This is a genomic window from Candidatus Neomarinimicrobiota bacterium (genome assembly GCA_021734025.1).
Classification (GTDB): domain Bacteria; phylum Fidelibacterota; class JAANXI01; order JAANXI01; family JAANXI01; genus JAANXI01.
Genome location: JAIPJS010000001.1, coordinates 370,929 through 397,152, shown reverse-complemented (window position 1 = coordinate 397,152; position 26,224 = coordinate 370,929). Strand labels below are relative to the sequence as shown.

At 48.1% G+C, this 26,224-nt stretch carries 27 protein-coding genes; all 27 read right to left on the bottom strand.

Annotated features, from left to right (window positions below; all coding sequences use genetic code 11):
- Window positions 1-3 precede the first annotated feature (3 nt).
- The 27 genes from K9N57_01540 to K9N57_01410 all read right to left on the bottom strand — a co-directional run bounded on the left by K9N57_01540 (window position 4) and on the right by K9N57_01410 (window position 25,991).
- Window positions 4-564, bottom strand: a complete 561-nt coding sequence (locus K9N57_01540) for a flagellar basal body-associated FliL family protein (GenBank protein MCF7802849.1) — start codon at window positions 562-564, stop codon at window positions 4-6.
- Entirely contained in the window at window positions 557-1,318 is a 762-nt protein-coding gene (locus tag K9N57_01535) for a flagellar motor protein MotB (GenBank protein MCF7802848.1), read from the bottom strand. The genes K9N57_01540 and K9N57_01535 overlap by 8 nt, the downstream gene beginning before the upstream one ends.
- Window positions 1,299-2,105: a flagellar motor protein gene (locus tag K9N57_01530; protein MCF7802847.1), complete on the bottom strand. Its 807-nt coding sequence runs from the start codon at window positions 2,103-2,105 to the stop codon at window positions 1,299-1,301. The genes K9N57_01535 and K9N57_01530 overlap by 20 nt, the downstream gene beginning before the upstream one ends.
- Before the next feature lie 77 nt (window positions 2,106-2,182).
- Window positions 2,183-4,261, bottom strand: coding sequence for a flagellar hook-basal body complex protein (locus K9N57_01525; protein ID MCF7802846.1), 2,079 nt, complete (start codon window positions 4,259-4,261; stop codon window positions 2,183-2,185).
- A 120-nt stretch (window positions 4,262-4,381) separates the two neighbouring features.
- Entirely contained in the window at window positions 4,382-4,786 is a 405-nt protein-coding gene (locus K9N57_01520; GenBank protein ID MCF7802845.1) for a hypothetical protein, read from the bottom strand.
- Between the two features lie 31 nt (window positions 4,787-4,817).
- Window positions 4,818-5,516, bottom strand: a complete 699-nt coding sequence (locus K9N57_01515) for a flagellar hook assembly protein FlgD (protein ID MCF7802844.1) — start codon at window positions 5,514-5,516, stop codon at window positions 4,818-4,820.
- Between the two features lie 460 nt (window positions 5,517-5,976).
- Window positions 5,977-8,739 (bottom strand): flagellar hook-length control protein FliK, encoded by a 2,763-nt coding sequence (locus tag K9N57_01510; protein MCF7802843.1) that lies wholly within the window; start codon window positions 8,737-8,739, stop codon window positions 5,977-5,979.
- The gene (locus K9N57_01505; GenBank protein MCF7802842.1) at window positions 8,736-9,383 is read right to left on the bottom strand and encodes a hypothetical protein; all 648 of its coding nucleotides are present in this window, start codon (window positions 9,381-9,383) and stop codon (window positions 8,736-8,738) included. The genes K9N57_01510 and K9N57_01505 overlap by 4 nt, the downstream gene beginning before the upstream one ends.
- Before the next feature lie 3 nt (window positions 9,384-9,386).
- Entirely contained in the window at window positions 9,387-9,839 is a 453-nt protein-coding gene (fliJ, locus tag K9N57_01500) for a flagellar export protein FliJ (GenBank protein MCF7802841.1), read from the bottom strand.
- Window positions 9,836-11,149, bottom strand: coding sequence for a flagellar protein export ATPase FliI (fliI, locus tag K9N57_01495; protein MCF7802840.1), 1,314 nt, complete (start codon window positions 11,147-11,149; stop codon window positions 9,836-9,838). Before fliI ends, fliJ begins: the two co-directional genes overlap by 4 nt.
- Before the next feature lie 6 nt (window positions 11,150-11,155).
- Window positions 11,156-11,887 carry a hypothetical protein gene (locus tag K9N57_01490; GenBank protein MCF7802839.1) on the bottom strand — a complete coding sequence of 244 codons (732 nt, stop codon included), beginning with the start codon at window positions 11,885-11,887 and terminating at the stop codon, window positions 11,156-11,158.
- On the bottom strand, window positions 11,871-12,896 hold the full coding sequence (fliG, locus tag K9N57_01485) for a flagellar motor switch protein FliG (protein ID MCF7802838.1): 1,026 nt from the start codon (window positions 12,894-12,896) through the stop codon (window positions 11,871-11,873). Before fliG ends, K9N57_01490 begins: the two co-directional genes overlap by 17 nt.
- A gap of 5 nt (window positions 12,897-12,901) precedes the next feature.
- Window positions 12,902-14,452, bottom strand: coding sequence for a flagellar M-ring protein FliF (fliF, locus tag K9N57_01480; protein MCF7802837.1), 1,551 nt, complete (start codon window positions 14,450-14,452; stop codon window positions 12,902-12,904).
- A 16-nt stretch (window positions 14,453-14,468) separates the two neighbouring features.
- The gene (gene fliE, locus K9N57_01475; protein ID MCF7802836.1) at window positions 14,469-14,789 is read right to left on the bottom strand and encodes a flagellar hook-basal body complex protein FliE; all 321 of its coding nucleotides are present in this window, start codon (window positions 14,787-14,789) and stop codon (window positions 14,469-14,471) included.
- Window positions 14,789-15,136 carry a hypothetical protein gene (locus K9N57_01470; protein MCF7802835.1) on the bottom strand — a complete coding sequence of 116 codons (348 nt, stop codon included), beginning with the start codon at window positions 15,134-15,136 and terminating at the stop codon, window positions 14,789-14,791. The genes fliE and K9N57_01470 overlap by 1 nt, the downstream gene beginning before the upstream one ends.
- Window positions 15,137-15,637 carry a flagellar basal body rod protein FlgC gene (gene flgC / locus K9N57_01465; protein ID MCF7802834.1) on the bottom strand — a complete coding sequence of 167 codons (501 nt, stop codon included), beginning with the start codon at window positions 15,635-15,637 and terminating at the stop codon, window positions 15,137-15,139.
- 15 nt (window positions 15,638-15,652) lie between these two features.
- A complete protein-coding gene (gene flgB / locus K9N57_01460) occupies window positions 15,653-16,054 on the bottom strand; it encodes a flagellar basal body rod protein FlgB (GenBank protein MCF7802833.1) in 402 nt (133 codons plus the stop codon).
- Window positions 16,055-16,255: 201 nt separating this feature from the next.
- Window positions 16,256-17,635 (bottom strand): sigma-54 dependent transcriptional regulator, encoded by a 1,380-nt coding sequence (locus K9N57_01455; protein ID MCF7802832.1) that lies wholly within the window; start codon window positions 17,633-17,635, stop codon window positions 16,256-16,258.
- Between the two features lie 105 nt (window positions 17,636-17,740).
- Complete coding sequence (locus K9N57_01450; protein MCF7802831.1) at window positions 17,741-19,411, bottom strand: FapA family protein; 1,671 nt, start codon at window positions 19,409-19,411, stop codon at window positions 17,741-17,743.
- On the bottom strand, window positions 19,395-19,661 hold the full coding sequence (locus tag K9N57_01445; protein MCF7802830.1) for a hypothetical protein: 267 nt from the start codon (window positions 19,659-19,661) through the stop codon (window positions 19,395-19,397). The genes K9N57_01450 and K9N57_01445 overlap by 17 nt, the downstream gene beginning before the upstream one ends.
- Window positions 19,662-19,851: 190 nt before the next feature.
- Entirely contained in the window at window positions 19,852-20,922 is a 1,071-nt protein-coding gene (locus tag K9N57_01440; GenBank protein MCF7802829.1) for a chemotaxis response regulator protein-glutamate methylesterase, read from the bottom strand.
- Window positions 20,919-21,365 carry a chemotaxis protein CheX gene (locus K9N57_01435; protein ID MCF7802828.1) on the bottom strand — a complete coding sequence of 149 codons (447 nt, stop codon included), beginning with the start codon at window positions 21,363-21,365 and terminating at the stop codon, window positions 20,919-20,921. Before K9N57_01435 ends, K9N57_01440 begins: the two co-directional genes overlap by 4 nt.
- The gene (locus tag K9N57_01430; protein ID MCF7802827.1) at window positions 21,325-21,747 is read right to left on the bottom strand and encodes a response regulator; all 423 of its coding nucleotides are present in this window, start codon (window positions 21,745-21,747) and stop codon (window positions 21,325-21,327) included. The genes K9N57_01435 and K9N57_01430 overlap by 41 nt, the downstream gene beginning before the upstream one ends.
- A gap of 20 nt (window positions 21,748-21,767) precedes the next feature.
- A complete protein-coding gene (locus K9N57_01425; GenBank protein MCF7802826.1) occupies window positions 21,768-22,607 on the bottom strand; it encodes an HDOD domain-containing protein in 840 nt (279 codons plus the stop codon).
- On the bottom strand, window positions 22,604-23,110 hold the full coding sequence (locus K9N57_01420; GenBank protein MCF7802825.1) for a chemotaxis protein CheD: 507 nt from the start codon (window positions 23,108-23,110) through the stop codon (window positions 22,604-22,606). Before K9N57_01420 ends, K9N57_01425 begins: the two co-directional genes overlap by 4 nt.
- Window positions 23,111-23,123: 13 nt before the next feature.
- Window positions 23,124-23,972 carry a protein-glutamate O-methyltransferase gene (locus tag K9N57_01415; GenBank protein MCF7802824.1) on the bottom strand — a complete coding sequence of 283 codons (849 nt, stop codon included), beginning with the start codon at window positions 23,970-23,972 and terminating at the stop codon, window positions 23,124-23,126.
- A gap of 117 nt (window positions 23,973-24,089) precedes the next feature.
- Window positions 24,090-25,991 (bottom strand): response regulator, encoded by a 1,902-nt coding sequence (locus K9N57_01410; protein ID MCF7802823.1) that lies wholly within the window; start codon window positions 25,989-25,991, stop codon window positions 24,090-24,092.
- Window positions 25,992-26,224: the final 233 nt, after the last annotated feature.

Sequence of the window (26,224 nt, the reverse complement as noted above, 5' to 3'; positions counted from 1 at the left end):
TCCCTATTGAATCACGTATTCCGTAAAATAAATAGATTCCACTTCGTTGGGCCCAATTTTATCGTTAACCGTGTTCAGGATTTCCCGTTTCAGTTTAGGCCGGTTTTCCATATCCACGAATTCTCCCAGAGATTTATCAGCCAACAGAGCATTCATGGCGTCCCTGATCTGGATATCTCTGTTTTTCAGTTTTTCCAGGGTTCCCGGATCATTCACGCCCAGACCAACGGCCATTGCAATATAGCGGGTGCCATTCGTTCCTTTTGGATTAATAACAATATTATCCACCAGGTAAATGTTTGTATTGAGTTCAGCCTGCTCTGTTTCTTTCTTTTCCTCTTTCTTCTTTTTGCCATCTTGTCCCTTTGGCTTTTCTTTTACTTCAGAAAAGTATTTGGGTACTACCACCCGTTTATTCAGGACATACGATATTCCCAACTCAATCCCGATAACCAGTAATACTGCCCCAAACATCAACAACCGTTTTATCCAGGGATTAATCCCCTGGGTCTTCACTTCCCCGGATTCGGTATTCTCTCCATTTTGAATGTCATCATCAGCCATTTTTTTCGTTCCTAACTGATTCTCTCATTCCTTCATTATTACTGTTTTGCTCATACGGGATGAATACTTCAACCCTGCGATTTTTTGATCGCCCGTCACTGGTGAGATTAGATTTAAGGGGTTTGTATTCACCATATGCCACTGCGGAAAACCGTTCCGGGTTAATACCGAAATCTACAAATTGTTCTACCACAGCCACCGATCTTGCCGCTGATAATTCCCAGTTCGAATGGAACTGCTCATTGTAAATCGGCACATTATCTGTATGCCCCTCAATGATCACCTCAAACTCTGCTGTATCCAGCAGTGTGGCAATTTTATCGAGCACCGGCAGGATTTGTGGCTTCAGATTCGCCTTGCCGGTATCGAATAAAAGCGGGTTGCTTATCCGGACACGTACTCCATCCTCCCCTGATTCAAAGGAAATACTGTTTTCCAGCTCGGGAATATCCTTCATTGTCCGCAGAATCTCGTTAATTACCTGCCTCACCTCGGCCCGTGGCGGGATATAAATGGACTGAGTCGATGGTGTAATCAGTGCAACATTTGATTTGAGTAATCCAAGTGCTCTCTGCAAAGATCCCATCGCTTTCTGGAATTCGGATTCCTGAACCGAGGAAAAGGAGACAATCAAAATGAAGAAGACCAACAACAGCGACATCATATCCCCGTACGTGGTCATCCAGCCCGGTGCGGAATTCATGTCGTCCCCGCCGGAATCCTTTTTCTTTTTTCTACGCTGCTGCCTTGACATCTTCGGTATCCCGTGCTTTGTCCAGTACGCTCTTATCGCTGCGCATCTTCGGCGGGATATAGGTATTGAGTTTCTGCTCAATGACCCGCGGATTTTCGCCGCTCTGAATGCTCAGAATTCCCTCAATGATCATTTCCCGCTGTCCGACCTCCGCTTCGGAGAGTGTCTCGAGTTTTCCGGCGATAGGTAAAAATAACAGGTTGGCCAACAGTGCACCGTAAAAGGTCGTAACCAACGCAACTGCCATTCCGGCGCCAATTTGGGTGGGATCGTCCAGTGTCTGGAGCATCTTAATGAGCCCAATAAGCGTTCCAATCATTCCGAACGCCGGAGCATAGGTTCCCATGCTCTTCATAATCTGTTGACCGCGTCCATGTCGTTCCTCGAGGCTATTCACCTCCGACTCCATGATATTCCGGATCATTTCCGGCTCCAGACCATCGACTGACAGGAGCAGCCCCCGCTTCATAAACTCGTCATCCAGGTCTTCCGCCGCATTCTCGATGGCCAGGATTCCTTCGCGCCTGGCAATCATGGAGAGATTCACCATTTCTTCCAGAATTTGGTGATATACTACCTCCTGATTGGCGAAAGCATTTTTAACCACCGTAAAAACCCCCAACACATCCTTGATTTTAAAATTGATGAAAGTTGCCGAAAGCGTTCCCCCCAATACGATCAGAAGAGAATTTATTTCCAGGAATGTACTTCCCCCACCCCCATTGAAAATGGAGAAAAAAACCAGGGTGACCCCGGCTACCACTCCGATTAACGTCGCAAAATCCATAAACCCCAGCTGTATTGTGGGAGAGCGGCATCCCGCCTGATTAAAGCGGGATGCCGATCCACAGTGTTTATCTCAGGTTACCGTTTCAGCCCAACGACCTCCTGCAGCAGCTGGTCACTCACCGTGAGCACCCTGGCGTTTGCTTGGAAACCACGCTGGGCGACAATCATCTTGGTGAACTCTTCAGCCAGTTCCACATTGGACTGTTCCAACGATCCACTGGAAATGGAGGACTGAATTGTTTCACCCGGCTTTCCGACTACGGGCTGTCCGGAATTACCGGAGACCTCATACATATTATCGCCACTTCTGACCAAACCATTAGGATTGTTAAAGGAAGCCAGCACGATTTGCGCCAGATCTCTGGTGACACCATTGTTGAAAAAGCCGGTGACCTTTCCGGCGTCATCGATGGTCATATCGCTGAGATCGCCGGAAGTATACCCATCCTGGGAATCCACGATGGCATTCGCCGATCCTGCAAACTGGGAAAGTCCGTCGATGGTATCAAATGTTCCCGGATCAACATCCAGGTCCATGATGCCGGCGCCGTTGCCCGGAGCCATCTTCAGGGATTGGAAACCGCCATCGTAGGTGAAGGTATCCAGGTTACCGTCGCTGTCGAATGTGATAACCCCCGAACTTCCACTCAGGATGGAGGCGCCTTCTGTCCCTACCGAGGCTTCCCAACTCCATTTGTTCACTTCCACCGGATTTTTAGTGAATTCGAAGGTCAGGATATGGGAATCACCCTTGGAGTCGTAGATGGTGATCGAAGCGTTCTGGGTATAGTCCTGAGCATCCTGACGCGCGAAGTAGTTGCCTGTGGTGTCATCGAAGATGGCATTAAATGCTGTCACGGCGCTTCCACCGGAATCAGCGGAGATATCTACATCGGATATGGCATTCACTGTACCGCCATCCCCGTTTATTGTGACAGATCCGTCATCTTCATCAATTGCCACACCATCTGCGTTATTAATTCCCAATGCAATTTCTACGGCGTTGGCATATTCACCATATGTTGTTACATCAGTACCGACGGTTTTACTCGCAGTGGTAATGGACTCACCGCCGACTTTACCGTTGATGGTGATATCGTCACCTGTGGAGAGCCCAAGACTCACCCCCTGCAGATTCCGAAGGTCGATCAGGTTGTCGCCGGAAGTCGCCACGTGCGAAAACTCATCGCTTTGCTGACTCGAATCGCTATACGTGCCATTCAATGCTGACAGCGCTCTGTCCAGGTCCGAATTCGAGCTGGAAAAGTTTATCGTTTCGCCACTTCCACCGGCCTCGGTAATGTCGATTTGACCGCTACTATTCATTGCGATTGTATAATTCGCGGACAGATCGTTTTCGATTTCTGCCATCAAATCATCAATGGTATGAAAGAAATCATCATTTGTACCGATGTCGTTTTCTACGTAGGTATAAACTTTCGGATCGCCGTCGTCGATTCGGAGCGTCACCGTGGTTGAATTCGGCGCCATACCCTGGATCTGTGAGTAATCGCCATTGCTGGCATCGACGCGTAAGAGTCCGTTGATGTCAGATGCCCCACCTTCCACGGCATAAATGCCATCGGAGTCAAGGATTGTGCCCTTGGCAGGCCCGGCTGCATCCAGGTTTCCGGAGAGGCTCACTTCGCTGGTCGCCTTTGCAGGGATCTTTGTACCAAAAGGCAAAACAATGTCATCCACAGCCGTTCCTTCGGAGATACTCCCCTGGGAATCAGCCATTTTCCCTTGCAACACAAAGCCGTTATTGGGGTTCACAAGCCGGCCGTTCGCGTCGAGTTGAAAGTTGCCGGCCCGGGTGAAATACTGCCGGTTACCGTCGCTCACCACAAAGAAACTGTCACCCTGAATTGCCATGTCGGTCGTTTGACCGGTATTCTCGAGGTTTCCCTGGGAAAAGACCGAGTCGATACTGCCGACTTCCATCCCCAGGCCAATCTGGACCGGGTTTTTTCCACCGATGTTTTCCGTCGCGCTCTGGGCTCCCTGCATCATCAGCGCCAGCGATTCCTTGAATGTGACGCGACCTTTTTTAAATCCTACGGTGTTCACGTTAGCGATGTTGTTACCAATTACATCCATCAGCGTCTGATGGTTGCGTAATCCCGATACTCCACCAAAAAGGGATCGTATCATTTCTGACCTCCTGTTGCTTTCCCGGTCACGGTGTTCCGCGTCAATCGGTCGGCGGAAACAGACTTCCTCATAGAGGTCCAGTCACTTTGCGCCGGGATGTTTTTCTGTTAGTATTTTCATTTACAGCAATACTGTGGAATCGATGTTCGTAAAGACATTGTCCTGCATTTGCGCCCGATCCACAGCCGTTATAACCGTTCGATTGGGTACACTGACAACAAATGCCTTACTGTCCATCAGTACCAGCGACTCTTTTGAACCTTTCTCCGCAGCTTTCGTGATCGCATCGGAGAGCAGGTTCAGGTCGTCGGGACCGAACGGAATTTTTCGCTGCTGAATTCGCTGTTGCGCGTGGGAGGAGAATTTGACTGTCTCCTCCTGGCCGGCAATGCGTTCGTTCAACAGTTCCTGGAAACTCTTCCCATCAGATGTCTTGGTGGGCTGAGCAGTTCCAGGCAAATCCGGCCGCTGAATCCTGCCAATATTCCGGCCCTGCTGAATCTGTTGTAATTGCTGGATTTCCACGTATTTTCTCCTTTGTCAGGCTCTGTAGGAACTAGCCACCATCGTAAATCCGGTGAACGTTCCCGGCCGAGACCCGCATGTTGCCCAGCAGAAAGTAGAGCTGACCGCCGTTCCCATACTCCACCGCCGAAATTTTTCCCTGGGTAAAGGTATTGGTGCTTACCTTGTTCCCTTCTCGATCGGTGGCTTCGATGGTGTAGGTAAACGTCTCACCATCATCCGCGCGTCCCAACAAATTATACCGGCCATTCCACTGGTATTCCTGCTCACCGGCCAGCATACTTCCGAGATTTTCAGTTTTTACCACTTGGTCGTTGCTGTCCCGGATGGTGAGTTTTACCTCCTTAGCAGCATTTTCCAGGTTGAAACGTATCGATGTATCCTCACCCTCATTGTAAGCGACGGCGTTACCAACTGCCTGAATCCGCTTTCCAACGATGGTCGCCGCCAGGGTATTGGAAATAGAACGGCTTAACTGCACATTACTCTGTTGCATCTGATCAAACCGATCGTTCAGGTTTGTCAGCTGTTCCACCGAACTAAACTGGGCAAGCTGGGCTGCGTACTCCTGGCCTTTCATCGGATCCATCGGATCCTGGTGCCGCATCTGCGTTACCAGGAGCTGGAGAAATGCCTGTTTATCCATTTCGCCTCCCGGAACTGACTCCGACTGCCCGGACTGTCCGGACTGGGAAGTGTTCCCGGTGCCTCCTACTAATGGAATCTGCATTACTGCTCCTTTCGTTTTATTCTCTCGTACAATAATTAGGCAAGCCGTATGCCAAAGATGGTCGTTTCGCAAAATTAATTGCTACATACTGTGATTACTGGAGTTAGCGGATAGAGTTTTTGGGAAATATCGGGCGAATTTTATTCCGGCCGGAAGATTATTCCTTCTCCCCGGCGCTGTGCTGTAAAAATTTCCACACTGGTCTAACCTGCTATTCCGGATAGGTTAGTTTTTCCGGTGAGGAGGTCGGGTAAAACATATAAATAGGTATAGGGGTATAGGGGAAACCTGTTGACGGTGACCGCTTTAGCGGTTATTCGGCATGAAGGAAATTGTAGAATGGAAAATGAAGATTGAAGAGATAAAAGGAAATAATTTATGAAACCAAAATTGAACAGGAATAGCCGAAAACGGATGCGCAGTGCTCGAGACTTATAATACTAAAATACTCTGCCTCTCGTCAGGCGTAAAACTCAATACTCCCACCGGTGCCTGTGGGATGAAACGGTTGAGTGGGTTCCTGATCGACCTGGGTTTCGATTCCGGTACCGCGGTTGAGTGACGACCCGGCCGCCTGGCGTGCATCTCGTTCGGTCCCGGACTGGGAGTGTTCCCGCATGAATTGATCGGCAAAGGACTGGCGCTGTTCCTGTTGCATATCCGGGCGTACTTCCACCTTGATATCATTGAGCGCCACGTTGTGGTGTTGGATCGCTTCCCGGATGACCGGCATCTGTTTTTCGATGGTCTGCTTTGTTTCATTTGATGAGGTGTATATCGTTCCCTGCAGAGTATTTTCGCTGAATTTCAGGCTTAAGAGTACAGAACCCAGAGTGGCCGGCTTCAGCTGAATTTGTGCGTTAATATTCTGCACCTGTTGTGAGGCGTTAAACGATTTCACCTGTTGCGTAATAGATTGTATACGTTCAATGACCTGAGTCATAATGGATTGTTCGGGAGCCATTTTCGCCATTCCGGCATTCTGGCCTGCGTCGGACAACGCCTGGGAAAATAATCCACTCTGGCTGCTGCTTTCACCGTCGACCAAACCCAATGCATCTTTTATCGCAGACAGGCTCGTCTCTTTTTCGCTTGAATCGGACCGGGCAATTTCAGCTGCTGATATGGGCTGGTAGGATTTGTCTGCCAATGGAAATCGGTATTGGCGCTTTTCGGCGGGCCCGGATTGCGGTTTTTCGGTGACAGCCCGAAAACCATGCTTTTTTTCACCTTTCGGATTCTCGGTTTTTACCGAAGGTTTCATTTTCAATGGCGTTTCCGCCTGCACCATCGCCGCGTTGGCTTTGGTCGTGATTACCTGGAATTGCTGTGTCACATTTTTTGTCGTATTTTTTTGGTCAACCGTATCCTGTGCTTGTACTGGATGAGCAACATGCCCGGTTCGTATTGGATCAGTTCCAGACGATTGTACTGCTCTGTGTAAAATTCGGTGATCGCCGTCTGCGGATCCCCCACTTTTTGGTATATGAACGGAGGTTAAATCGGACACCGTGCTTTCGTTGGGTTTCCTTTGGATCGCTGCTTTCACCGACCGCTTTGACGAACCGAGCAAAACCTGTCTTTCCATATCCGGTCGATCGAATTTTTCTTTGGTAGTTATAATACCGTTCATTTTTTCCAGAAGATTCGACAAGCTCCGAAGCTCATAGTCATTGATCTGAGATACTGCGCCTTTGCTGCTGGTAACGACTTTTGCAGACTGGATAGGTATCTCGTCTTTTGTCATCGGAGTGGAAAGTTCCGTTTTAGGAATCCGGCTCGTATCAACGTTCAGCGATTCTGTCGTTTTCGTTTTAAAAGTCAGTGTACTTTTCGTGGTAGTAGCTTTTTCCGTATTTTTAAGGGGTATAGCTGGGCTATATTGATTTTTATCAACCTTAAGTAATTCTTTAGATAATCCAGAAGTATCACCTGATTTTATGGCGGTTTGTTGTATTTTAACATCTTCACTTTTGGTGGATGCGTTTGGCTGAATGTTCGCTGTACTAAGGGACGATGTATTGTCCAGTTTCCGGGAATCCGGGCTTTGTATTCCCTGGTATCCATCTAAAGGTTTCCACGAATTATCAGCACCGTTTAACGCAGCTTGATATTTTTTACTACGCAATGAATTCGGCTGTTTTCCATCAGTATTCCTGTCACCACTTTTCACTATCGTGGCAAAGCCGTCGGGTTTTGCTTTCCCGATTTTTGGGTTTGCGGGTGACTCGATTTCGAATTTCTTCGCCTTCTTCGATGCATCAGAAGGTTCAGCGTTATCCTCAGTGGGCATCGTGGTCATTTCACTGTTTTCCGGAGTTATCCTGAGCAGAGTAAATTTGACTGATTTATTTTCAGAGATTTCCCTCCGTGATGCCCGGGGATCCCCGAGATCTGTCGATGAATCGCTGTTTGTCCTAAGCACACCAACTAAAATAATTTTTGTTTCTTTCGATTCAGGCGTTAATGTCTTTTTGCTGTGTTCAGTCAGCCCCAATTGGAGTAAGCCCTTTTCCCCTGGTATTAACTGTAAACTGTGATTCGTCGAAGATCTGGCTGGTGTTTCTCGTTGAATCATCTGTGACGGAGCGGAAGATGGTTTGTCCGACTTGTATCTATTGCGCAAGGCGATTTCAGGACGGACCAGAAAAACATGAAAATCATGCGATGTGGTTTTCGGCTTTTTTTGATCAGGAGAAACTGCCTTGCGTATGTACAGTAGACCGTACTTCTGCTCTGGACGGTTTTGCTGTTCGACTGCATCAGCTGTAGTAGTTTTCTCCGGCAATTTCACCGGGATGACAATTCCCTCGGCTTCTTTCCCAACAGACCGAAGTAAATCCTGGCCAAATTTTCCGGATTCCAGAAGGTTAATCAGTTGCTCGACAAGTCCATCGAGCATTTTACTCGTACCGTTTATTCCCAGCACCGCCCCCAGCTCTTTACCGGAAATCCCGGTTATATCGATAATCTGGTTGGCTATCAAATTTTTACCCAGTTTCTGCTGACTTTCCTCGCCGACACTTAACTTATTTATAACTTTAGATAATTCGTTTAACTTACTATCTAAAAGATGGTTACCCGTATCATTATTCAGTACTTTCGTACCGGTTAATTTGCCCAGTAATGCGGCAAACAGATCGCCGGACTTCCCCACAGGCTCTGGTGTATATCCAGATTTATCGGTTAACTCATTGGTAATATTTTGAGTGGAAAATCTCATAAATTATTGGTCGGGAATTGGCTGAGTTCCTGGCTTAATCTTGCTGCCCGGGTTGCACTGAATGCCGTCAATAGTTCCGCGGCATTTCGGTCCCGCATTTGATTTAAAATCCCTACAACAGTTTTGTCATCCATCCGTGCCAAAATCTGTGCGGCTGCGCCGGCATCCATCTGGCTGTAAATTTTTGCTAATTTTTTATAGTCCTTCGGGGGTTTTTGGGATTCGGTCGTGGGCGGTTCCTGACCTGCGATTTCTTGCTCAGGCTGGTATTCCTGATATCTCATGGCCGGTTGCGGTTCCGGTGACTGTTCCTGCTGCTCTATCTGCGCTGGTTGTCCGGCATTACTGTCCTGCTGAACAGTTTCTGACATATTTTCCGGTTTGGGCTGCGCTTCCGATTCAGGTGCCACAGTTTTATTGGATATGGATTCACCGGTTTCCTCTATTTCGGGTGAATCAGCTGCGACCGTTTCCACTGCGGCTTCTTGCTGCGCTGGGTTTTCAACGTATACTATCCATGCGAGACTCCCGGCATAGGAGATGACAAATGATCCTAAAATTATCAGGACCCATTTCAGGATGCCGGACTTCTTTTTTCCCTCGGCTACGGCTGGTAAGTTTTCGGTTTCCTGCTGTGGTGCCATACGCTACTCGTCGCGATCCTTCCTGAAAGGTTCAAATTGTGAAAGTTCGTCTACCCGTTTTTGTTCATGTTTGTTGACGCGCTGTAAATATTTTTGGTAATCCTGTTCTTTTAATTTATCAAGCATCTCGGTTTCCTGGGTTGCGTCAATGAGGGTTTCTCTCTGCTCCTCAACCTCCTGCTGCGCTGAAGCCACCTTTTTATCCTGCTGCTCCACATATTTTTGCACTTGCCGTTGATAGGCGGAATCGTTACGGATTTCATGTCCCCGGGTCGGCTTCAACCGCTTTTGCCTCAATTTGCTCAAAAACTCCTGTTCCGTCTGTTTCAATTCCTTCAATTCCAACTCCTCAGTCTCAAGGTCCTGTTGCCGCTCGGCCAGTTTCCGCTGTTCGACCTTTTTCTTGATTTCTTTGGCTTTCAACACCTTTTGGAGCCTGAATTGATGCTTACTCATGCTGTCGCGCTCCCGAGGATTTCCTGCATCCGTTGCAGTGATTTGTCGAAGTCCACCATCTCATCGATATCTTGCTGTAAAAGATCCTTCAAATCATCGATAAGGGCGATAGAACGGTCGATACGGGGATTACTCCCCTTGACATAGGCTCCGATATTAATCAAATCTTCGGCTTCCTCATATGTCGCCAGAACCTCAACAAGACGGTTCGCCAGTTTCCGGTGGTCCTCGTTTACCACATCAATCATGACCCGGCTGACACTTTGCAATACATCGATGGCGGGGTAGTGTCCCAGCGATGCCAGTTTCCGGGAGAGAATGATGTGCCCATCCAGGATGGATCTGACGGTATCAGCGACCGGATCATTCATATCATCGCCTTCCACCAGTACCGTGTACATTCCGGTGATACTTCCCTGCCCGGCAGCACCGGCTCGCTCAAGCAATTTTGGTAGCATACCGAAAACCGATGGTGTATATCCCTTGGATGCCGGCAGCTCCCCAACGGAGAGACCAATTTCCCGTTGCGCCATCGCGACACGGGTAACCGAATCCATCATCAGCATCACATTTTGTCCCCGGTCGCGGAAATATTCTGCAATAGTTGTGGCGATCAGGCTTCCCTTGATCCTGATTAAGGGCGCCTGATCGGAGGTCACGGCAATGACCACCGAACGCTTCAGACCTTCCTCGCCCAGATCTTTTTCGATAAAATCCCGGACTTCGCGCCCACGTTCACCAATCAGGGCTATTACATTAACGTCAGCAGAGGTATTTCTGGCAACCATGCCCAGGAGCACGCTCTTCCCTACGCCACTTCCTGCAAAGATGCCGACCCGCTGCCCTCGACCGCAGGTCAAAAACATATCAATTGCTCGAATACCTGTCAGCAGTGGTTTGGTTATTCTTGTCCGGTCCAGAGGTTCAGGCGGGTCGTTATGGATCGGTTGCATAGCACTGCCGATGATCGGCCCTTTTCCATCTATGGGATGTCCCAGGCCGTTCAGCACCCGGCCGAGGAGCTGTTCACCGACCGGAATTTCCGTAGAATTAGAATTAATAGTGACAATATCGTCAGACGAGATCCCGTTGACGTCGGCATACGGCACAAGGAGCACCTGATCTTCGCGAAAGCCGACCACCTCGGCTGTGATGGTTTTCCCACTGTGTTGCGCCAGGATGTTACACGTCTGTCCCACAGATGCCCTGGGGCCGGTGGCCTCAACCACCTGGCCTACAATCCTGCGAACCCGGCCACGCCGCTGAATAATTGGCGTTGAATCCACAATGTCTAATAAATGGGTATGCATCAGTATTTATTCCTCATCACCGGGTAAATTGGCATAAAGGCTGCCTGCAATTTGCTCCAGTTTGGTCTCCACTGTCGCGTCGATGGATTCCATATTGGTATTCACGATACATCCGCCACGGTTCATCGTAGTTACTTTTTTCACCTTCACTTCGTTTGGCAACTCCTCCAAAATCGCCGACTGATAAATAATATACTCATGGTCGTCCGGATTCAGGAGAATTTCCAGGACTTCATCCTGCTCAATCTGGTGTATTGTTTCCCTGATGACATTTTCAATCTTTGTTTTGTCATTGTGCAACTCGCTGTTAATGACTCGCCGTGAAATCCTGAGCACCAACTCAATCAGGTTTAGTTCTGCCTCTTTCTCCAGGCGCCACCGGCTTTCGGCAAGTCCTGTCATCACGTCCTTTAGCGCCGTCACGTCTTCGCGGTATTGGTTCTCCATGGCACTTTTCCCGGCTTCATACCCGGCGTTATATCCGGACTGGTAGATGTTTTCCCGTTCACCTTTGTAATTGTTTTCCAGTTGAGCCAGGATGTCAGACAGGCCAGCCTGATCTTCCATATTGTACAGGCGATCCATATTTCGTTCGAAATCCGTTAAGGGCAATTCATCCGGCTCCGGCGCATGCTGATCGGCATGGCTGGAGTCCGGCTCAGGACGGAAGTCACCAGTGTGGATTGCGATGACGGGTTGGTCCGTGCCCAGGGAGATGGTGTTATTCGATAATTTCATCGGCCACCGTTCCGGAGGAGATTACGATCTCCCCTTCTTCATCCAGACGTAGGATCACCTCGATAATCTGTCGCTGGGCGCTTTCTACTTCACTCAACCGAACCGGCCCCATAAATTCCATTTCCTCTTCGATCATCTCGGCGGCCCGCTGTGACATATTCTGCAGAATACGCGATTTCACATCGTCGCTGACTGCTTTGAGCGCCAGTGTTAATTCCTGGGTATCGATCTCCTTCAGCACGCGCTGTATCGAACGATCGTCCAGGAGTACAATGTCTTCAAACACGAACATGAGATTTTTGATTTCGGTCGCCAGTTCCGGTTCTTCCTGCGCAATTGATTCCAGGATCTTTTTCTCCGAGCTCCGCCCCAGCATATTCAGGATTTCGGCAGTCGGCTTGACACCGCCTAACTTCTCTCCGCCCTGGGAGAAGTCGATCCGCGATTCCAAAATAGTCTCCACTTCTTTGACCATATCCTGGGAAACGCTGTCCATCGTCGCAAACCGAAACAGCACCTCTTCCTGTAAATCAATGGGCAGGTCAGCCAACAGTGAAGCAGCCTGATCCGGTTCAATCTGTGTGAGCACCAGGGCGATGGTCTGTGGATGTTCCTTCTGGATAAAACTCAACAACTGGTTCGGGTCGACCTCCTTCAACACATTGAACCCCTTAACCTGCAGGGATCTTCTGATGCGGTGGAGGATGTCCATCGCCTTATCCGGGCCCAACGCCTTTTCCAGGACTTCCTGGGCATAATCCATACCGCCAGCGGCAATATACTCCTGAGCCCGGACCATCTGATAAAATTCCTGGGTCACACCCTGGAGTACACTGGATGACACATTTTCCAGCTTAGAAATCTCTTTTGTTAAAAGCTCTACTTCATCCGGATGTAACTGCTGGAAGACCTTGGAAGACGTTTGGCTTCCAAGTGCCACCAGCAGAATTGCGGCCTTCTTTGGGCCAATAATTGTGCTATCCTGTGTCCGTACGGATTTCTCTGACATATGCTCTATTCCTCAACTAACCAGCTGCGAATCAGGCTGGTTACCTGTTGTGGATTTTCTTCCGAATAGTTTCGTATCGCTTCCTGCATCTGGGTTTTTTCCAGGACCTCATCATCCATTTCTATCTCGAAGTCCGGCAGATCCCGGCGTTTTTTCTTCGTAAATTGTTTCTGTGAGGCGCCACTACTGCTGCTGTATTTTCTCGGGCGTGAACTCTGGAATGGCATTTCTCCGATGATGACTTTGGAGCGTTTCACCACATTTCGCAGCAGAAACAGGAAAAACACTACCAGGCCGACACTGAGGCCTTTGTTCAATAAATTTTCCCAGAATTGCCGCCGTTGCATCACGGCAAACTGCTCTTCCTGCTGCTCATAATCGGAGAGGTCAAACTGGAGATTCGAGATTTCGAACTGGTCGCCACGGGGCTGATTAAAGCCAACTGCCGCCTTCACGATGCGCTCAAGCCGTTGCAACTCTTGCTGCTCCCTTGGTTGATAATGCCGCTCGCCATCCTCGCCTTCCTGATAGGTACCATCTATCAGCACTGCCACATGCAGCCGTTTAATATCCCCCACCTCATTCATCACGCTTTGCACCGTTTTATTCATCTCGTAATTAGTAATGAGATGCTCCTGCTGGCTACTGGAGGTATCGACTCCCATGGATGCAGACTCAATCCGTTCTTCGCTCCGGATTACCTGACTGTCAGGGTCGTAGATCTCTTCGGTCTTTTGAATCTGTTCAAAGTTTATGTCCGCGGTTACACGTACAATAGATCGACCATATCCCAATACACCATCCAGCATGCTCTGGGCTTTTTGGCTGAGATATTCTTCTATTTTTTTCTGATTTGAGTATTGCGTTGTAGCCTGGGAGACGCCTTCCCGGTCGCTTCCGGTTTCCGTCAGAAGATTACCGGAGGCATCCAATATTGAAACCGACTGGGCTTCCAGGTTTTCCACGCTGTTAGCCACCAGATACTGAATCCCTTCTATTTGACTGTTATCCAGCCTTGAATGCGACTTCAGTTTCAGGATAACTGCTGCGGTCGGCTCACCCTGATCTTCCTTGAAAATAGCTTCCTTGGGCAAGACAAGGTGGACCCGGGCGGCTTCAACCTCATTCATCTGCTGTACGGTACGCTGAAGCTCGCCTTCGAGTGCGCGCTTGTAGTTCACCTGTTGCACATACTCGGTCATTCCAAAATTGTTTTCGTCAAAAATTTCGTAGCCGATAACGCCATCATTGGGAATACCGGCGTTGGCAAGCTGTAGCCGCATATCGTACACCCGGTTGCTCGGCACCATGATGGTGCTGCCGGCATGATCGTATTTGTATTTGACGTTTTGTTCCTGCAGATATTCGACGACCTTACCCGCATCCTCTGACGCGAGGCTGCTGTAAAGTACCCGATAATCCGGTTTGTTAAGCCAGGAGATAACGAGAATGAATGCGGTGATAACGACTACAAACATAATTCCCATGGTGATTTTACTGCGGAGCGGTAAGTCGGCAAGACCGTCCTGGATCTGTGAGAGTAATCCCTGAAACATTGGCATCTACCTGTGGCTAAAACCTGAGGTTCATAATTTCACGATATCCGTCCATCAGCCGGTTCCGTACTTCGATGGCCATTTTCAGACTGATATCCGCTTTCCGAAGTGCAACCATGACATCATGGACATTTTCTACTTTTCCGGCCGAGAAATCAAAAACGATCTCATCCGCCTCTTTTTGCATAGTGTCAACCTGAGATAGCGCATCTGACAGTACATTTTTGAATGATTGAGACTGGGCCTGATCCATCTCATCGAAATTCGCCCGTCTTTCCAGATTGCGAATCTGGTTATTGGCATTGAGCTGGTTATATATCAGGTTGATGTTCCTCATTAGTATTTGAGATCCAGTAACCCACCTTTGGCAGGTTTCGTTCTTTGTGATTGCTTCTGTGCATCGGCAGTATAGGAGGTGTTCGTCTCCGGAAATATCCGGGCCAGAACAGACTCCTCATCTTCGCTTAAAATGGTTCGCAGGTTCTCCAGAGTCCCGGTCTCCCGTAACTGACGTAACTGTCGTTGTTGGTCCCCTGTGCGCTGGCTGGTTGGTGCCGACTGGACGGAGTTCTGAGACTTGTTCTTCGAATTACTTTGCCGCACAGATGGCGGCTGCTGCGACTCCTGTTGCCGCTGAATCCGATGGCTGAACTGCTGGTACGCCGAGGTAATTTTTCCGGTCATTTAGATCTCCAGCGCCTTTTGAGACATTTCTTTGGCTGCGTTCATCGCGGTAACGCTAGCCTCAAACGAGCGTGAGATATTCATCAGCTGTACCATTTCTTCTAGTATATTAATCTTAGGAAATCGGACATAGCCTTGCTGGTCAGCATCAGGATGACTCGGCTCGTAGACTAGTCGATATTCCTGATCTGCCGGTCGCAGAGCAGTTACTTCAACGCCGTCTGTTCCCTCTTCTGACGGAAGGGAGCCGGTATTGGAACCGCGAATATGCCCGGACCGGGTTCCGACAACCCGGGATACCGTATCGGCCATCACCGCTTTAAAAGAGGTGGCATCCAATTCCGTGTAAATCGGCGTTTGCTTTTGATAGGGCGTTCCATCTTTGGTTCGTGTGGTATTCACGTTGGCGATATTTTCCGAAACAATCTCCATCCCCCGGCGATGAGCCCGAAGGGCTGTTGCCGAGATATCGATACCGCGAAACAGACTGTTCAGTTTCATTGGCTATTTTCCTTCTTACCTTGTCTGTCCTGTAATACTGTTGTTTAATTTCTGGAAGCGCCCCCGCATCACTCGTGTCAACACCTGATAATAGAGTTGGGTTTTAGCCATGACGCCCATTTCCGTGTCCAAATCCACATTGTTGACTTTGCCCTCCTCAATGGGATCGCCCGAGTCGACAGCCTTGACCTGTTCTGCCTGGCGATCGCGCAGAGCCGCGAGGTGTTGGACTTTTGTCCCTTCGAGTTTAACGGTCTGTGTGTTATTAACGCTCCGGAGGACTTCCCTGAAGTCTACTTCAATCCGGCGATATCCGGGGGTGTTTTGATTTGCGATATTTTTCGCTGCCGCCCGTTGCTGAGAAACTGATGCGCCCATCAGTTTTTGAATCGACGATATAAAAGGTCTCTCTGCCATGGTTCTCCGTTCCCTGGTCTTTTGACTCGTTAGTATTTTTACAATCATTATGCCAATTAGGGCAGAAATTTTAGATCAAAGATAAAAGGGGATGAAAGTGTTGAATTGGCGGGTTTTTATAATAGATGGGAATAAAAATCCCCATCAACGAAAGTCGATGGGGACTGGAAAATATTGCCGGTGGGACGTGGATTTTTTCCGCTAGTCGCTGAAAAACGAGTCGGAAATTATGCCGTCCTCCTTATACTGGTTTATTTTATTCCGGAGTGTCCGGACATTGATGCCCAGGCTCTCGGCGCTTTTCGTCCGGCTGTAGTCGTGGTACTCGAGGGTTTGCAAAATTAAATCCCGCTCCATCTCTTCAATCGTGACGGGGTTACCAAAGTTGACGACTCCGTGCAACTCCGCATCCGTTTCCTGATCCTCTATGAACAGGACGTCTTCCGTCAGCAGCTTGCTCTGGCTAAGGATGGTGGCACGCAGTATCCGGTTTTCCAGTTCGCGTACGTTGCCCGGGAATTCTTCCTGAAGGAGACGGCGGATAGCATTGTCCTCAATATCCTCCACCTCGCTGCCATATTCCTCTGTGAATTTATCAATAAAGTGATAGACCAGCGGCTCAATATCTTCGCGGCGTTCCGAGAGGGGTGGCAGAACGATTGGAATGGTATTCAAACGATAATACAGATCTTCGCGAAGATGGCCTTCTTCAATCGCCTGTTGCAGATCACGGTTGCTAGTTGCAAGAATCCGGACGTCCACTTTAATTTCTTCATCGCCTCCGACGCGGTGAAACTCCTTTTCCTGGATGGCCCGCAGCAGTTTTGCCTGCAAGCCGATATCCATTTCGGTGATCTCGTCCAGCAGCAACGTGCCGGTATCCGCCAGCTCGAATTTACCCACATTTTTCCGGATGGCACCGGTAAACGCACCCTTTTCATGGCCGAAAAGTTCACTTTCCATCAGTGATTCCGGCAACGCAGCACAATTTACACGGATAAACGGTTTGTCCGCCCGATCGGAATTATAATGAATTGCCCTGGCAACCAGCTCCTTTCCCGTGCCTCTCGGCCCCTGTATAAACACTGAAGCGCGGCTGTTGGACACCAGGGAAATAGTCCGGTAAATCTTCTGCATCTGTGGGCTTTTCCCGATGAGCTCGCCAAACCGATCTTCCCCGCGGACCGATATATTTTTTTCTTTTTGTTCTGCGGATTCAAAAAAATTCTGAATAACCTGATAAATGTCATCAACGGAAAAGGGTTTGGTTATATAGTCTGCCGCACCGAGTTTTAGCGCCTTGACAGCACTTTCGATCGTCCCGTAAGCCGTCATCATAATAACACCGATATCCGGAGACTTGGTTTTAACTTTTTCCAACAGTTCGATGCCGAGCATTTCCGGCATTTTATAGTCCGTTAGGATGAGATCAATGGAATTTGATAATAGGTATTCTAATGCATCGGGGCCCGAGGTTACCCCCTTCACCTTATAATCTTTCTTCGTTAGCGCTTGCTGTAAAAAGTTAACCATGTATGGTTCGTCATCTACAACGAGCACTGAAAAATCCTGATTTTCCATGGATGATCTTCCTCCTGTAACGTGGCGGGATCGACTAACAGGGTCAGTCTGGCTATTTATGATACCAGCTTCTTTTTTCCCTGTCATATTATATAGAGAAGTCATTCAGAAATCAATGTTCCTTTCAAATGAATACTGTGTTTTTCTCTTTTGATATTCAATATTTCGTCTAATAAACAATTGATCGTTAATCAAATGGACAACACCACCTGGAATTTCTTCCTGGATGAGCAGTTCATGGTTGCCGATAATAAACCGCACTCCCGGATAAATTTTATTATGAATCACAATAAACGGGACTTCGCTTTCCAGTGCTCTGGTCCGTACCGATTGGATGGTTTCCAGTTCATTTTGCAGATGGACAATCTCTTCTGAAAGACTCACCAGTTTATCCGCATGCAATTCTGCCTCGTTGCGATGGTTTGCGTCGAGTCGTCGTTGCCGTTTTTCAAGCAGCGTCAGATATTCCAGTCGCCGCCGAACCTGGTTTTGGGTTTGCTCTACTCCGGCAAGTTTCTGTTGAATTGATTCCAGCTGTTGCAGTTGGGCTTTCGTCAGATTCGGCCGAATGATAAACGTGGTGGGAATACAGGCCGTTGAACCAGCTACATTCATCCGGATTTGGGTTTCGCTCCAGGTTGTGCCGCCGCGGATCAGACCGGCATGGCCTTCCACGATAATTTTTCCCTTTGCCTGAATATTGCCCCGGGAGATATATCGGTGTACCGTCACAGAACCGCCGGCTTCGATGGTTGCATCCTGGATATAATCTACCGAAACGTTACCACCCGACGTCACCTGAGAGTGTTCCAGCCCATTGATCCCACTCTTGATATTAATGTCTTCTCCGGCTGTTACGTCAGCGCCTTCAATGCATCCCCGTACCTCAATACTGTTCTCTGAGCGAACGGAATGCCCTGACCGAATATCTCCCTCCACCAGGATACTACCGCAATAATCAATATTGCCGGAATTAAAATCCACATCACCTGAAATTCGCAGCACCTCGCGCACCGATAATTCATCCTGTTCCCAGTAGATATATCCATCGGTACTTGCATAAAGGGTTAACCCGTCGTCCGCAACGTACGTATTTTCTCCCGGCGGAAATTCCGGATCCAGGACAGATGCATCCAGATGTTTTCCGAGAACGGTGAATCCAACCTCCCCCGATACTGCCGGAAGCTTTTGTGCCAAAATTTCGTTTTCATGTACGGTGACGACATTAAAGGGGTGCCAGGAATTTGACGCCTCCTCCCCGTTCAATGCATCATGGTATAAAATTTCCCCATCTTCACCGGATCGGGCCGGTTGACCTATGGCCGCAACCAGTTTGTAAATAGGGAGGTCCCCCTGGAGCGCCTTCTCAATTGCCCTGGCCTGAAAACCTGCTTTCACGCCGTTCTGCAGTAGATAGAACAGGCAGTCATCGGCGGTCAACGGTACACCGGCTGGTGGTGCTTTAACGTGTATCCATGCCCGCATCTCATCGTCCGCAATCTCGACTTTCATCAGCTGTTCCGTTTCAGCACGAAAGTGCTGCAGAACCGTACCGATTGGGATGGGCTCTTTTATATCATTGGAATATTTGTTAAGGAATATTTTGGACAAGAGTGGAATATCGAGTCCGACAATCTCTGCGGAAATGATCCAGCCAAGAATCTGCTCGGCCTGTTTTTCCGGATTACCTGTGAGCGAGAGGGTGTACTTTCCCTCCCTTTCAGCAAGTCCAAGGCCGGGCGGCAGAGAGATCTGGTTTTTACTCGGTGGATTCATATTCCAGCGTGATTCGTTCTTCGTTTCCGCAATCACATTGTATATCTATCGCAATGACAACACCGTTTTCCATCACTGGTTTACATTCGAAGTTCCTGGAACTGTGTTGTTCTTCATGCTGGATTACTCGTCTGCTTTTTTTTGTGACACTTCCTTTTTTCAGGATTTTATTATTGCGCGATTGGAGGAGCACTTCTTCGCCATCCTGTTGAGTAATTTGATCAAGCGGCATGAAGGAATTTTCTTCCATTATCATTTTTTTCCGGTAATTTTTTCCTGTTTATCTCAATGAATAAATTTTGAGGACAAGGCTTCAGGCCTTAGTAATCCAAGAGAGCAGGCATTTTCTGTTTGCTCTGTTGCGTGTCCGGTACCATATTCATTGCAAATTATATGCCTGCGAAAACTTGTAGCCTTCCGAATAAATCCACACGACTTGTTCAGGCAGAGGGGGTTTTGGATGTATTGGTGGTGGAAAAATGGGCAATAACCAGGCCGGCAATATCATCCAGCGATGCGCTCATTTGGGAAGCACCAAGTTTAACGGCCTCCGCCGGCATCCCGTACACAATGCAGGATTTTTCATCCTGTGTGATAGTATGGGCACCGGACTCTTTCATATCCAATAAACCCTCAGCACCATCAGAGCCCATCCCTGTTAACAGGATCCCCAACGCGTTTTTACCGGCAGATCTAGCTACGGATTTAAACAAAATATCCACTGCCGGTCGCTGATGATGAATTCGTGGCCCCTGTTTAATGTCGACGTAATATTTTGCACCACTCCGTCGAAGCAGCATGTGGTAGTTCCCGGGTGCAATCAATGCCCGCCCGGGATAAACGGAATCCCCGGGAGCGGCTTCTTTCACTTCGAATGGGCACAGGGAGTTGAGTCGCTCTGAGAAGGCGGTGGTAAACTTTGGAGGCATATGCTGAACGATCACTGTGCCGAGAGAGTTTGGTGGCAATGCAGTCAGAATTCTCTTGATGGCTTCGGTTCCGCCGGTGGAGGCACCGATTGCTAATATTTTGTTGGTTGTGGTATCCAGTAACGGCGATGGCCGGATCCCGACAGCTGGCCGGACTTCCTGTGAAGCTGCTTTTGTCTGGATTTTTGAGACCTGAGTTGCTGCTGCTGCTCGTATTTTGTGGGATAATTCCTTACTTAGCTCCCCTACTGAATAGCTTGAACCCGGTTTGGACAGCACCTCAACCGCACCGGATTCAACGGCCTGGAGTGCCAGGCGGCTTTTATCTTGGGTCAGGGAGCTGACAACAATCACGGGCACTGGATAGTACCGCATGAGTTTCCGGAGAAACGTCAGGCCGTCCATCCGGGGCATTTCCAGATCAAGGGTGATGACATCTGGTTTGGATTTTACGATCTTGTCGCGCGCCACGTACGGATCCATGGCGGTGCCTACTACTTCGATATCTGCCTCTTTTTCCAACTCTTCGGTAAATATCTTCCGCACGATAGCGGAATCGTCGACAATCAAGACACGTATCATTTTCGCTGCTCGATAATGGTTAGATCCAATGGATAGTTATTAATGTAAAGTGTTGTCGAATTGACTGCGTTTTCCGGTTTTAGATACTGTTCCATGTCACCATCGGTAATCGGAGCGGGGATGGACAATTTGGCATCAGTGGCCATCTCCATTTGATTCATAAAGTTGCCCCCTATCATATTGGTAACTTCCTGTACGGCAGACTGGACTAACTCCCGATTTAATTTCTTTGCAGGGATGCCCATTAAATTTTCGGCAATAGTAACGGAAAGGTTTTCGTCAACCGTTACGATGACTACATATTCCTGGCCACATTCAATTTTAATTGACCGGGGGGACTCGAAGTCCTGCCGGCTTATCTCTGGCGCCGTTTCCAGCAGAAAACACATATCCTCCAGGATTTCAAAAGTCAACTTCTTCAGTATCGAGAGTTTCGGTTCCATGGGAATTTTCTCCCAGTAGTTCTTTTAAAGTATTTGAAATTAGTTCGGGTTGAAATGGCTTTTGCAGATATTGTACCACTCCCAGTTTTCTGGCCTGTTCCACCACCGCCGTCCGACCTTCTGTACTCACTACGACAACAGGGATCATCTTTAACGCAGGATCCGCCTGTAACTTTTGGATGAATGTCAGCCCATCCATCTCTGGCATATTGATATCAGTGACAATAACATCGATCCAGTTTTCCTGGCAAACTTCCAACCCCTCCACCCCATTTTCGGCTTCATGATATTCGCCAATGGGGAAATTTGACATTTTGATGATTTTAGTCATGACTTTACGCATGGACGACGAGTCATCAACAATCAGTATATTATAGGCCACCGTTCTCATTCTCCGATCATTTAATTCTGCTCGTACGTCATTTTTATATTGGCAAGGTTTTCGGCTGTGTGGGCCAAAAGCATTTCAACATCATCACCGGTTAAACCAAAATGCTGACTTAATTCCACAGTCCCGTGATAGGCCATTCCGTCGTTGAGGGTCCCGGCGCCCATAATAGACGATAACCGATCGGCGAGCGCAACGGCCAGGACCGAAGATGGCATCTCAACCTCAAACGCATGATGACAGGACGCCGCATTCACGATATTTTGGGAGAAGTTCCATTCCTCCAGGACAATTTTCCCGACTAATGCGTGATCAATACCCAGTACTTCCTGTTCCGCCTCGTCAAAAGCATACCCCTTCTCGGCCACCAATTCCACTATGCCCGCGTACTCATCCCGGACATAATGACTGAGGATCAGCTTACCGACGTCGTGTAATAGTCCGGCTACAAACAAATCATCATCTTTATTATCGGTTTTTGCTCCGATGGCCTGAGCCAACAGCGCCGTGGCGATGGAATGCCGCCACAATTCTCCGTATTCTCCTTCGTATCCGGGCTGTTTCCCTTCAAAGTATGTCAGAGAGCCACTTAGCGTCAGCAGTTTCCTGAGCTCCCGGTGTCCGAGTACCACAATCGCCTGCTGTAGACTATTGACCGTTTTAACGAGTCCGTAATACGGGGAATTGCAAATCTTCAGGATATTCGTCGTGATCCCCACATCAAACTTCAGCACCTCCGCCAATTCACTGGCGTTAACCGATGAATCAGCCAGCATACTCCGCGCTTTCATGATAGTTTGTCGGAACGGTGGCAAGCTCGTCACTTCCTCTTTTATTTGCCGGATTTTAATCATAATTGAATAGTCTCTCCGGAGCTGAGTTTTAACGTAATTTTCCCTGTCGCAACTTCTATCCGTACAGTCCGGTTAATTCGCCCTCCGACATGTTTCTTATGGATGAGCACGTTATTTTTCCAAAACACCTTGCGGAGAGCGGCGTAATTCTTGTTCCCGATATTAAAAAAATTCTGATCATCCATAATTTTACTGCCACCGATAATTGCGTTTTTTATCCGCTCTTTCTTGGCGCCGAGTGTATACATTTTCTTATATAACACCGGGACGCCTGTGTCGATGTATTTATTCAGATTTGTTGAGGTATTCCCGTCTTCGATTGCCGAGTCGGGGAGCATTATATGTGCTAGTCCTGCGACTTTTACCCCGGGATCATATACAGCAATCCCCAGGCAAGAACCCAGAGCGAAAGTCACGAGCACTTCACCGGGATTATTCGAGACTTTGATGTCAGCGATATCCACAATATGCTCTTTTAATTTTATAGCGGTACGACTATTCATCCTCAGAATCGAATCAAAGTGGTTTCTTGTATATCGTTGGCGCGATGTATGAGAAATCGTGCGTCACACCGCTCAGGCTTTCCGAGTGCCCAACGACGAAATACCCGCCTGGCATAAGCACATCAAACATCTTTTGCACAACACGTTCTTGTACCTGCCTGTCAAAGTAAATCATCACGTTCCGGCAGAAGACCAGAGCAAACTGCTTCCTGAATGGAAAAGTATCCAACAAATTCAACTTCCGGAATGTGATCAATTGTCGTATGTGCTCCTGAACCCTGTAATAGCCGGCGGACTTCCCCTTACCTTTGGAGAAATACTTCAGCAGGACTGCCCTAGGGACTGTCCGGACTTTCTCTTCAGGATAGACACCTTGTTCTGCAATCCGGATCACCTTGGTCGATAAATCCGTCGCCAGAATTTTCAGCCGGTATTTCTCAGGAAACTGACAATTATCCAATATATGAAGAGCCAGTGTGTACGGTTCCTCCCCCGTCGAACATCCGGCACTCCAGACCCGCATCTCCTTTTCCTCCCGAATCTTGTCCAGTTCAGTGATTTCTGGAAGAATTGTCCTGTTCAACCACTGAAGATGATCCTCTTCCCGGAAAAAATACGTATGGTTTGTCGAAATGGTATCCAGCAGTTCAACCAGCTTGTTGCCAGTCCGATCATGGATGATCCGGCGGTAATATTCGTTGAATCCGGCCAGTTTATCCCGCCGGATTATTTTTCCGAGCCGAGCCTGAACGAGCGTCTTTTTACCCTCATGTAAATTAATCCCCGCCTTTTCGTACACTAGATCCCGGATTTTTTGAAATTCTTTATCTGAAAGTGTGACTGTTGCTATCGAATCATTCATGCGTAGCCCGGTACCTGCGTTGCGGCATAGATAGTCCTCCCCTACAGTTTCATACCTATTATCGGCAGGATTCAATAAAAATTAAGAGAGAAAAACCGTTGATTTGGAAGATTCAAATTAACTAACAATTTGTTGCTTGGGGGTACGATCGGATAATATACGAATGAGGCGATCAGTCAGGTTATTAAATGAATACGGTTTTTCCAGAAAACCAGCCACGCCAAAATTTTGGCATTCGCGCTTTTCTTCTTCTGTAATGTACCCGGTGACAATTAACACCGGGATGTCGGGTTCAAATTTACGGAGATTTCTGAGCATCTCGACGCCTGTCATCCGTGGCATCTTTATATCCAACAGTATCAAATCGATGATATCGCTATGCACTTCACAGAAATCGAGCCCTTTCCGGCCATCTTCAGCCGTCAATACGTTTTGCCCAAGGGAAGTTAAAAACTGTTCCTGCATTTCCCGGAGATGCAATTCATCATCGACAACCAGAATGGTGAACACTTCTTTCAGGGCGTAATTGAAACCGGGATCAATGATCCGGTCACTTTTTGCGTGATCTTCTGTGTAGCGGGGCATATATAACGAGAATGTCGTTCCCTTGCCGGGCTCTGATTCCACGTGAACCCCTGAATGATAATTCTCCAAAATGGATTTTGTGATAGCTAAACCGAGCCCGGTGCCCTTCTCTGCCTGCTTCGTGGTGTAAAAAGGATCGAAGACCCGGCGGAGTGTGCGCTCATCCATGCCCATCCCGTGATCCTGGATATCGACTTTCACGTATTCCCCGGGCAAGACATTCAGTGGATAACATTCCATCTCCTCGTCGAATTGAACGGATTTGGTCTGAATAAAGAGTTCTTTGGAATCCTCCATGGCATCCCAGGCATTAAGCGCCAGGTTCATCAATACCTGTTGAAACTCCACCGGATTAATTTTGGCGGTGACGTACTCCGAGTCAAAATTGATATGGATATTCAATTCTTTGGAGGTGGTATGTTTCAGCATTTCCGCCACCTCCTGAATCGCGCCGTTCACCTGACATCTGGAATTACCTGGATCAGGCTGTCGTGTAAACCTGGACAGCTTTTGGACGAGGTCTACCGCCCGATGGCTCATTTCCAGTATCCTGAGTAAGTTTTTATGTGACTGCTGGTCTGACCGCACCAGGTCATCCATCTGCAGTAATTGCGTGTAGCCAATTATGGCATTCATGATATTCTTAAAATCATGGGCAATCCCGCTGGATAATCGACCTGCCGCCTCCATCTTTTGTGCCTGAAGCAGTTCCCGCTCTAATTCTTTGACCACCGTAATATCCTGAAAAAATAACCGGTACACGGGCCGTGTTCCCCCGGGAATTTCCTGGTGACCTGTAATACGGAAATACCGCATCCGGTCTTTTGGTAATACACGAACCGAACGAATATCGGAGAACACTTTTCCATCGTTATCCTTTTGGGTATACTTTTGCCACCAGGTTGGCGTCACGATGCCCATATCGATTATCGACTGCCCCACTAATCCGTTACCCTTTTCCTGGCCGAACATTGTGTTACAAAAAGTACCTGATTCAATAATCTGCCCATGCTCATCGACCCGACATATCCCTAACTCGATATAATTCAAAATCTCGATATTACCAGGAATACTAAGGTGTTCAAATCCACCTGACTCCGGCAGCATCGATTGGTGGGTTCCTATTTTGACGATGCAGATGAGCCTGTCCGGTGGAGATTCACCGGAATAGCCCTGAATAACCCGCAGCGATAATTTTGAATTCTGGTATCTGCCATAAAATTCCAGCGACGTTTTTTTGGATAAGTCAGAACCTTCCTTCTCAATTAAAAACTGCGTAAGATCGGCACAAGCGTTTTCCAGCAACAATTTAAACACCGACAAACCGATTAAATCGTCAGCAGCGGTACCGAAGTACTGTCGGGTTACGTTATCTATTGAATGGATGACACCACGGGTGCTAATTATCCAGAATCCAGTCATTGAGTCATTCATGTTTGATAGTCATCTGAGAACCGGTTAAGCAGTCCATATTTAGCAAATTGATTGCGGGGAAATGGAGTTTGTTAATTTACAATTTTGACTGAAGAAAACACCAGTAAAATTCTAAAGACTTCAACCGGGATTTCTGAAGAAATTATAATAGACAGTGTTGAACAGACGAATCAACCAGAGGGCAGTTCACGGGGATACGAGGCTTTTGACGGTAACCTTATCCTGACATTGCT

What these genes read in the sequence shown, in the direction of transcription:
- K9N57_01535 (MCF7802848.1), bottom strand. Translation starts at nt 1,318, where the DNA reads ATGTCAAGGCAGCAGCGTAGAAAAAAGAAAAAGGATTCCGGCGGGGAC.
- K9N57_01450 (MCF7802831.1), bottom strand. Translation starts at nt 19,411, where the DNA reads ATGAATCCACCGAGTAAAAACCAGATCTCTCTGCCGCCCGGCCTTGGA.
- K9N57_01440 (MCF7802829.1), bottom strand. Translation starts at nt 20,922, where the DNA reads ATGATACGTGTCTTGATTGTCGACGATTCCGCTATCGTGCGGAAGATA.
- flgC (MCF7802834.1), bottom strand. Translation starts at nt 15,637, where the DNA reads ATGAAACTGAACAGTCTGTTTCGCGGTATCGATATCTCGGCAACAGCC.
- K9N57_01540 (MCF7802849.1), bottom strand. Translation starts at nt 564, where the DNA reads ATGGCTGATGATGACATTCAAAATGGAGAGAATACCGAATCCGGGGAA.
- K9N57_01505 (MCF7802842.1), bottom strand. Translation starts at nt 9,383, where the DNA reads ATGGCACCACAGCAGGAAACCGAAAACTTACCAGCCGTAGCCGAGGGA.
- K9N57_01435 (MCF7802828.1), bottom strand. Translation starts at nt 21,365, where the DNA reads ATGGAACCGAAACTCTCGATACTGAAGAAGTTGACTTTTGAAATCCTG.
- fliF (MCF7802837.1), bottom strand. Translation starts at nt 14,452, where the DNA reads ATGTTTCAGGGATTACTCTCACAGATCCAGGACGGTCTTGCCGACTTA.
- K9N57_01510 (MCF7802843.1), bottom strand. Translation starts at nt 8,739, where the DNA reads ATGAGATTTTCCACTCAAAATATTACCAATGAGTTAACCGATAAATCT.
- fliG (MCF7802838.1), bottom strand. Translation starts at nt 12,896, where the DNA reads ATGTCAGAGAAATCCGTACGGACACAGGATAGCACAATTATTGGCCCA.
- K9N57_01490 (MCF7802839.1), bottom strand. Translation starts at nt 11,887, where the DNA reads ATGAAATTATCGAATAACACCATCTCCCTGGGCACGGACCAACCCGTC.
- K9N57_01415 (MCF7802824.1), bottom strand. Translation starts at nt 23,972, where the DNA reads ATGAATGATTCGATAGCAACAGTCACACTTTCAGATAAAGAATTTCAA.
- flgB (MCF7802833.1), bottom strand. Translation starts at nt 16,054, where the DNA reads ATGGCAGAGAGACCTTTTATATCGTCGATTCAAAAACTGATGGGCGCA.
- K9N57_01445 (MCF7802830.1), bottom strand. Translation starts at nt 19,661, where the DNA reads ATGGAAGAAAATTCCTTCATGCCGCTTGATCAAATTACTCAACAGGAT.
- fliE (MCF7802836.1), bottom strand. Translation starts at nt 14,789, where the DNA reads ATGAGGAACATCAACCTGATATATAACCAGCTCAATGCCAATAACCAG.
- K9N57_01425 (MCF7802826.1), bottom strand. Translation starts at nt 22,607, where the DNA reads ATGATTAAAATCCGGCAAATAAAAGAGGAAGTGACGAGCTTGCCACCG.
- fliI (MCF7802840.1), bottom strand. Translation starts at nt 11,149, where the DNA reads ATGCATACCCATTTATTAGACATTGTGGATTCAACGCCAATTATTCAG.
- fliJ (MCF7802841.1), bottom strand. Translation starts at nt 9,839, where the DNA reads ATGAGTAAGCATCAATTCAGGCTCCAAAAGGTGTTGAAAGCCAAAGAA.
- K9N57_01515 (MCF7802844.1), bottom strand. Translation starts at nt 5,516, where the DNA reads ATGCAGATTCCATTAGTAGGAGGCACCGGGAACACTTCCCAGTCCGGA.
- K9N57_01470 (MCF7802835.1), bottom strand. Translation starts at nt 15,136, where the DNA reads ATGACCGGAAAAATTACCTCGGCGTACCAGCAGTTCAGCCATCGGATT.
- K9N57_01525 (MCF7802846.1), bottom strand. Translation starts at nt 4,261, where the DNA reads ATGATACGATCCCTTTTTGGTGGAGTATCGGGATTACGCAACCATCAG.
- K9N57_01420 (MCF7802825.1), bottom strand. Translation starts at nt 23,110, where the DNA reads ATGAATAGTCGTACCGCTATAAAATTAAAAGAGCATATTGTGGATATC.
- K9N57_01530 (MCF7802847.1), bottom strand. Translation starts at nt 2,105, where the DNA reads ATGGATTTTGCGACGTTAATCGGAGTGGTAGCCGGGGTCACCCTGGTT.
- K9N57_01455 (MCF7802832.1), bottom strand. Translation starts at nt 17,635, where the DNA reads ATGGAAAATCAGGATTTTTCAGTGCTCGTTGTAGATGACGAACCATAC.
- K9N57_01410 (MCF7802823.1), bottom strand. Translation starts at nt 25,991, where the DNA reads ATGAATGACTCAATGACTGGATTCTGGATAATTAGCACCCGTGGTGTC.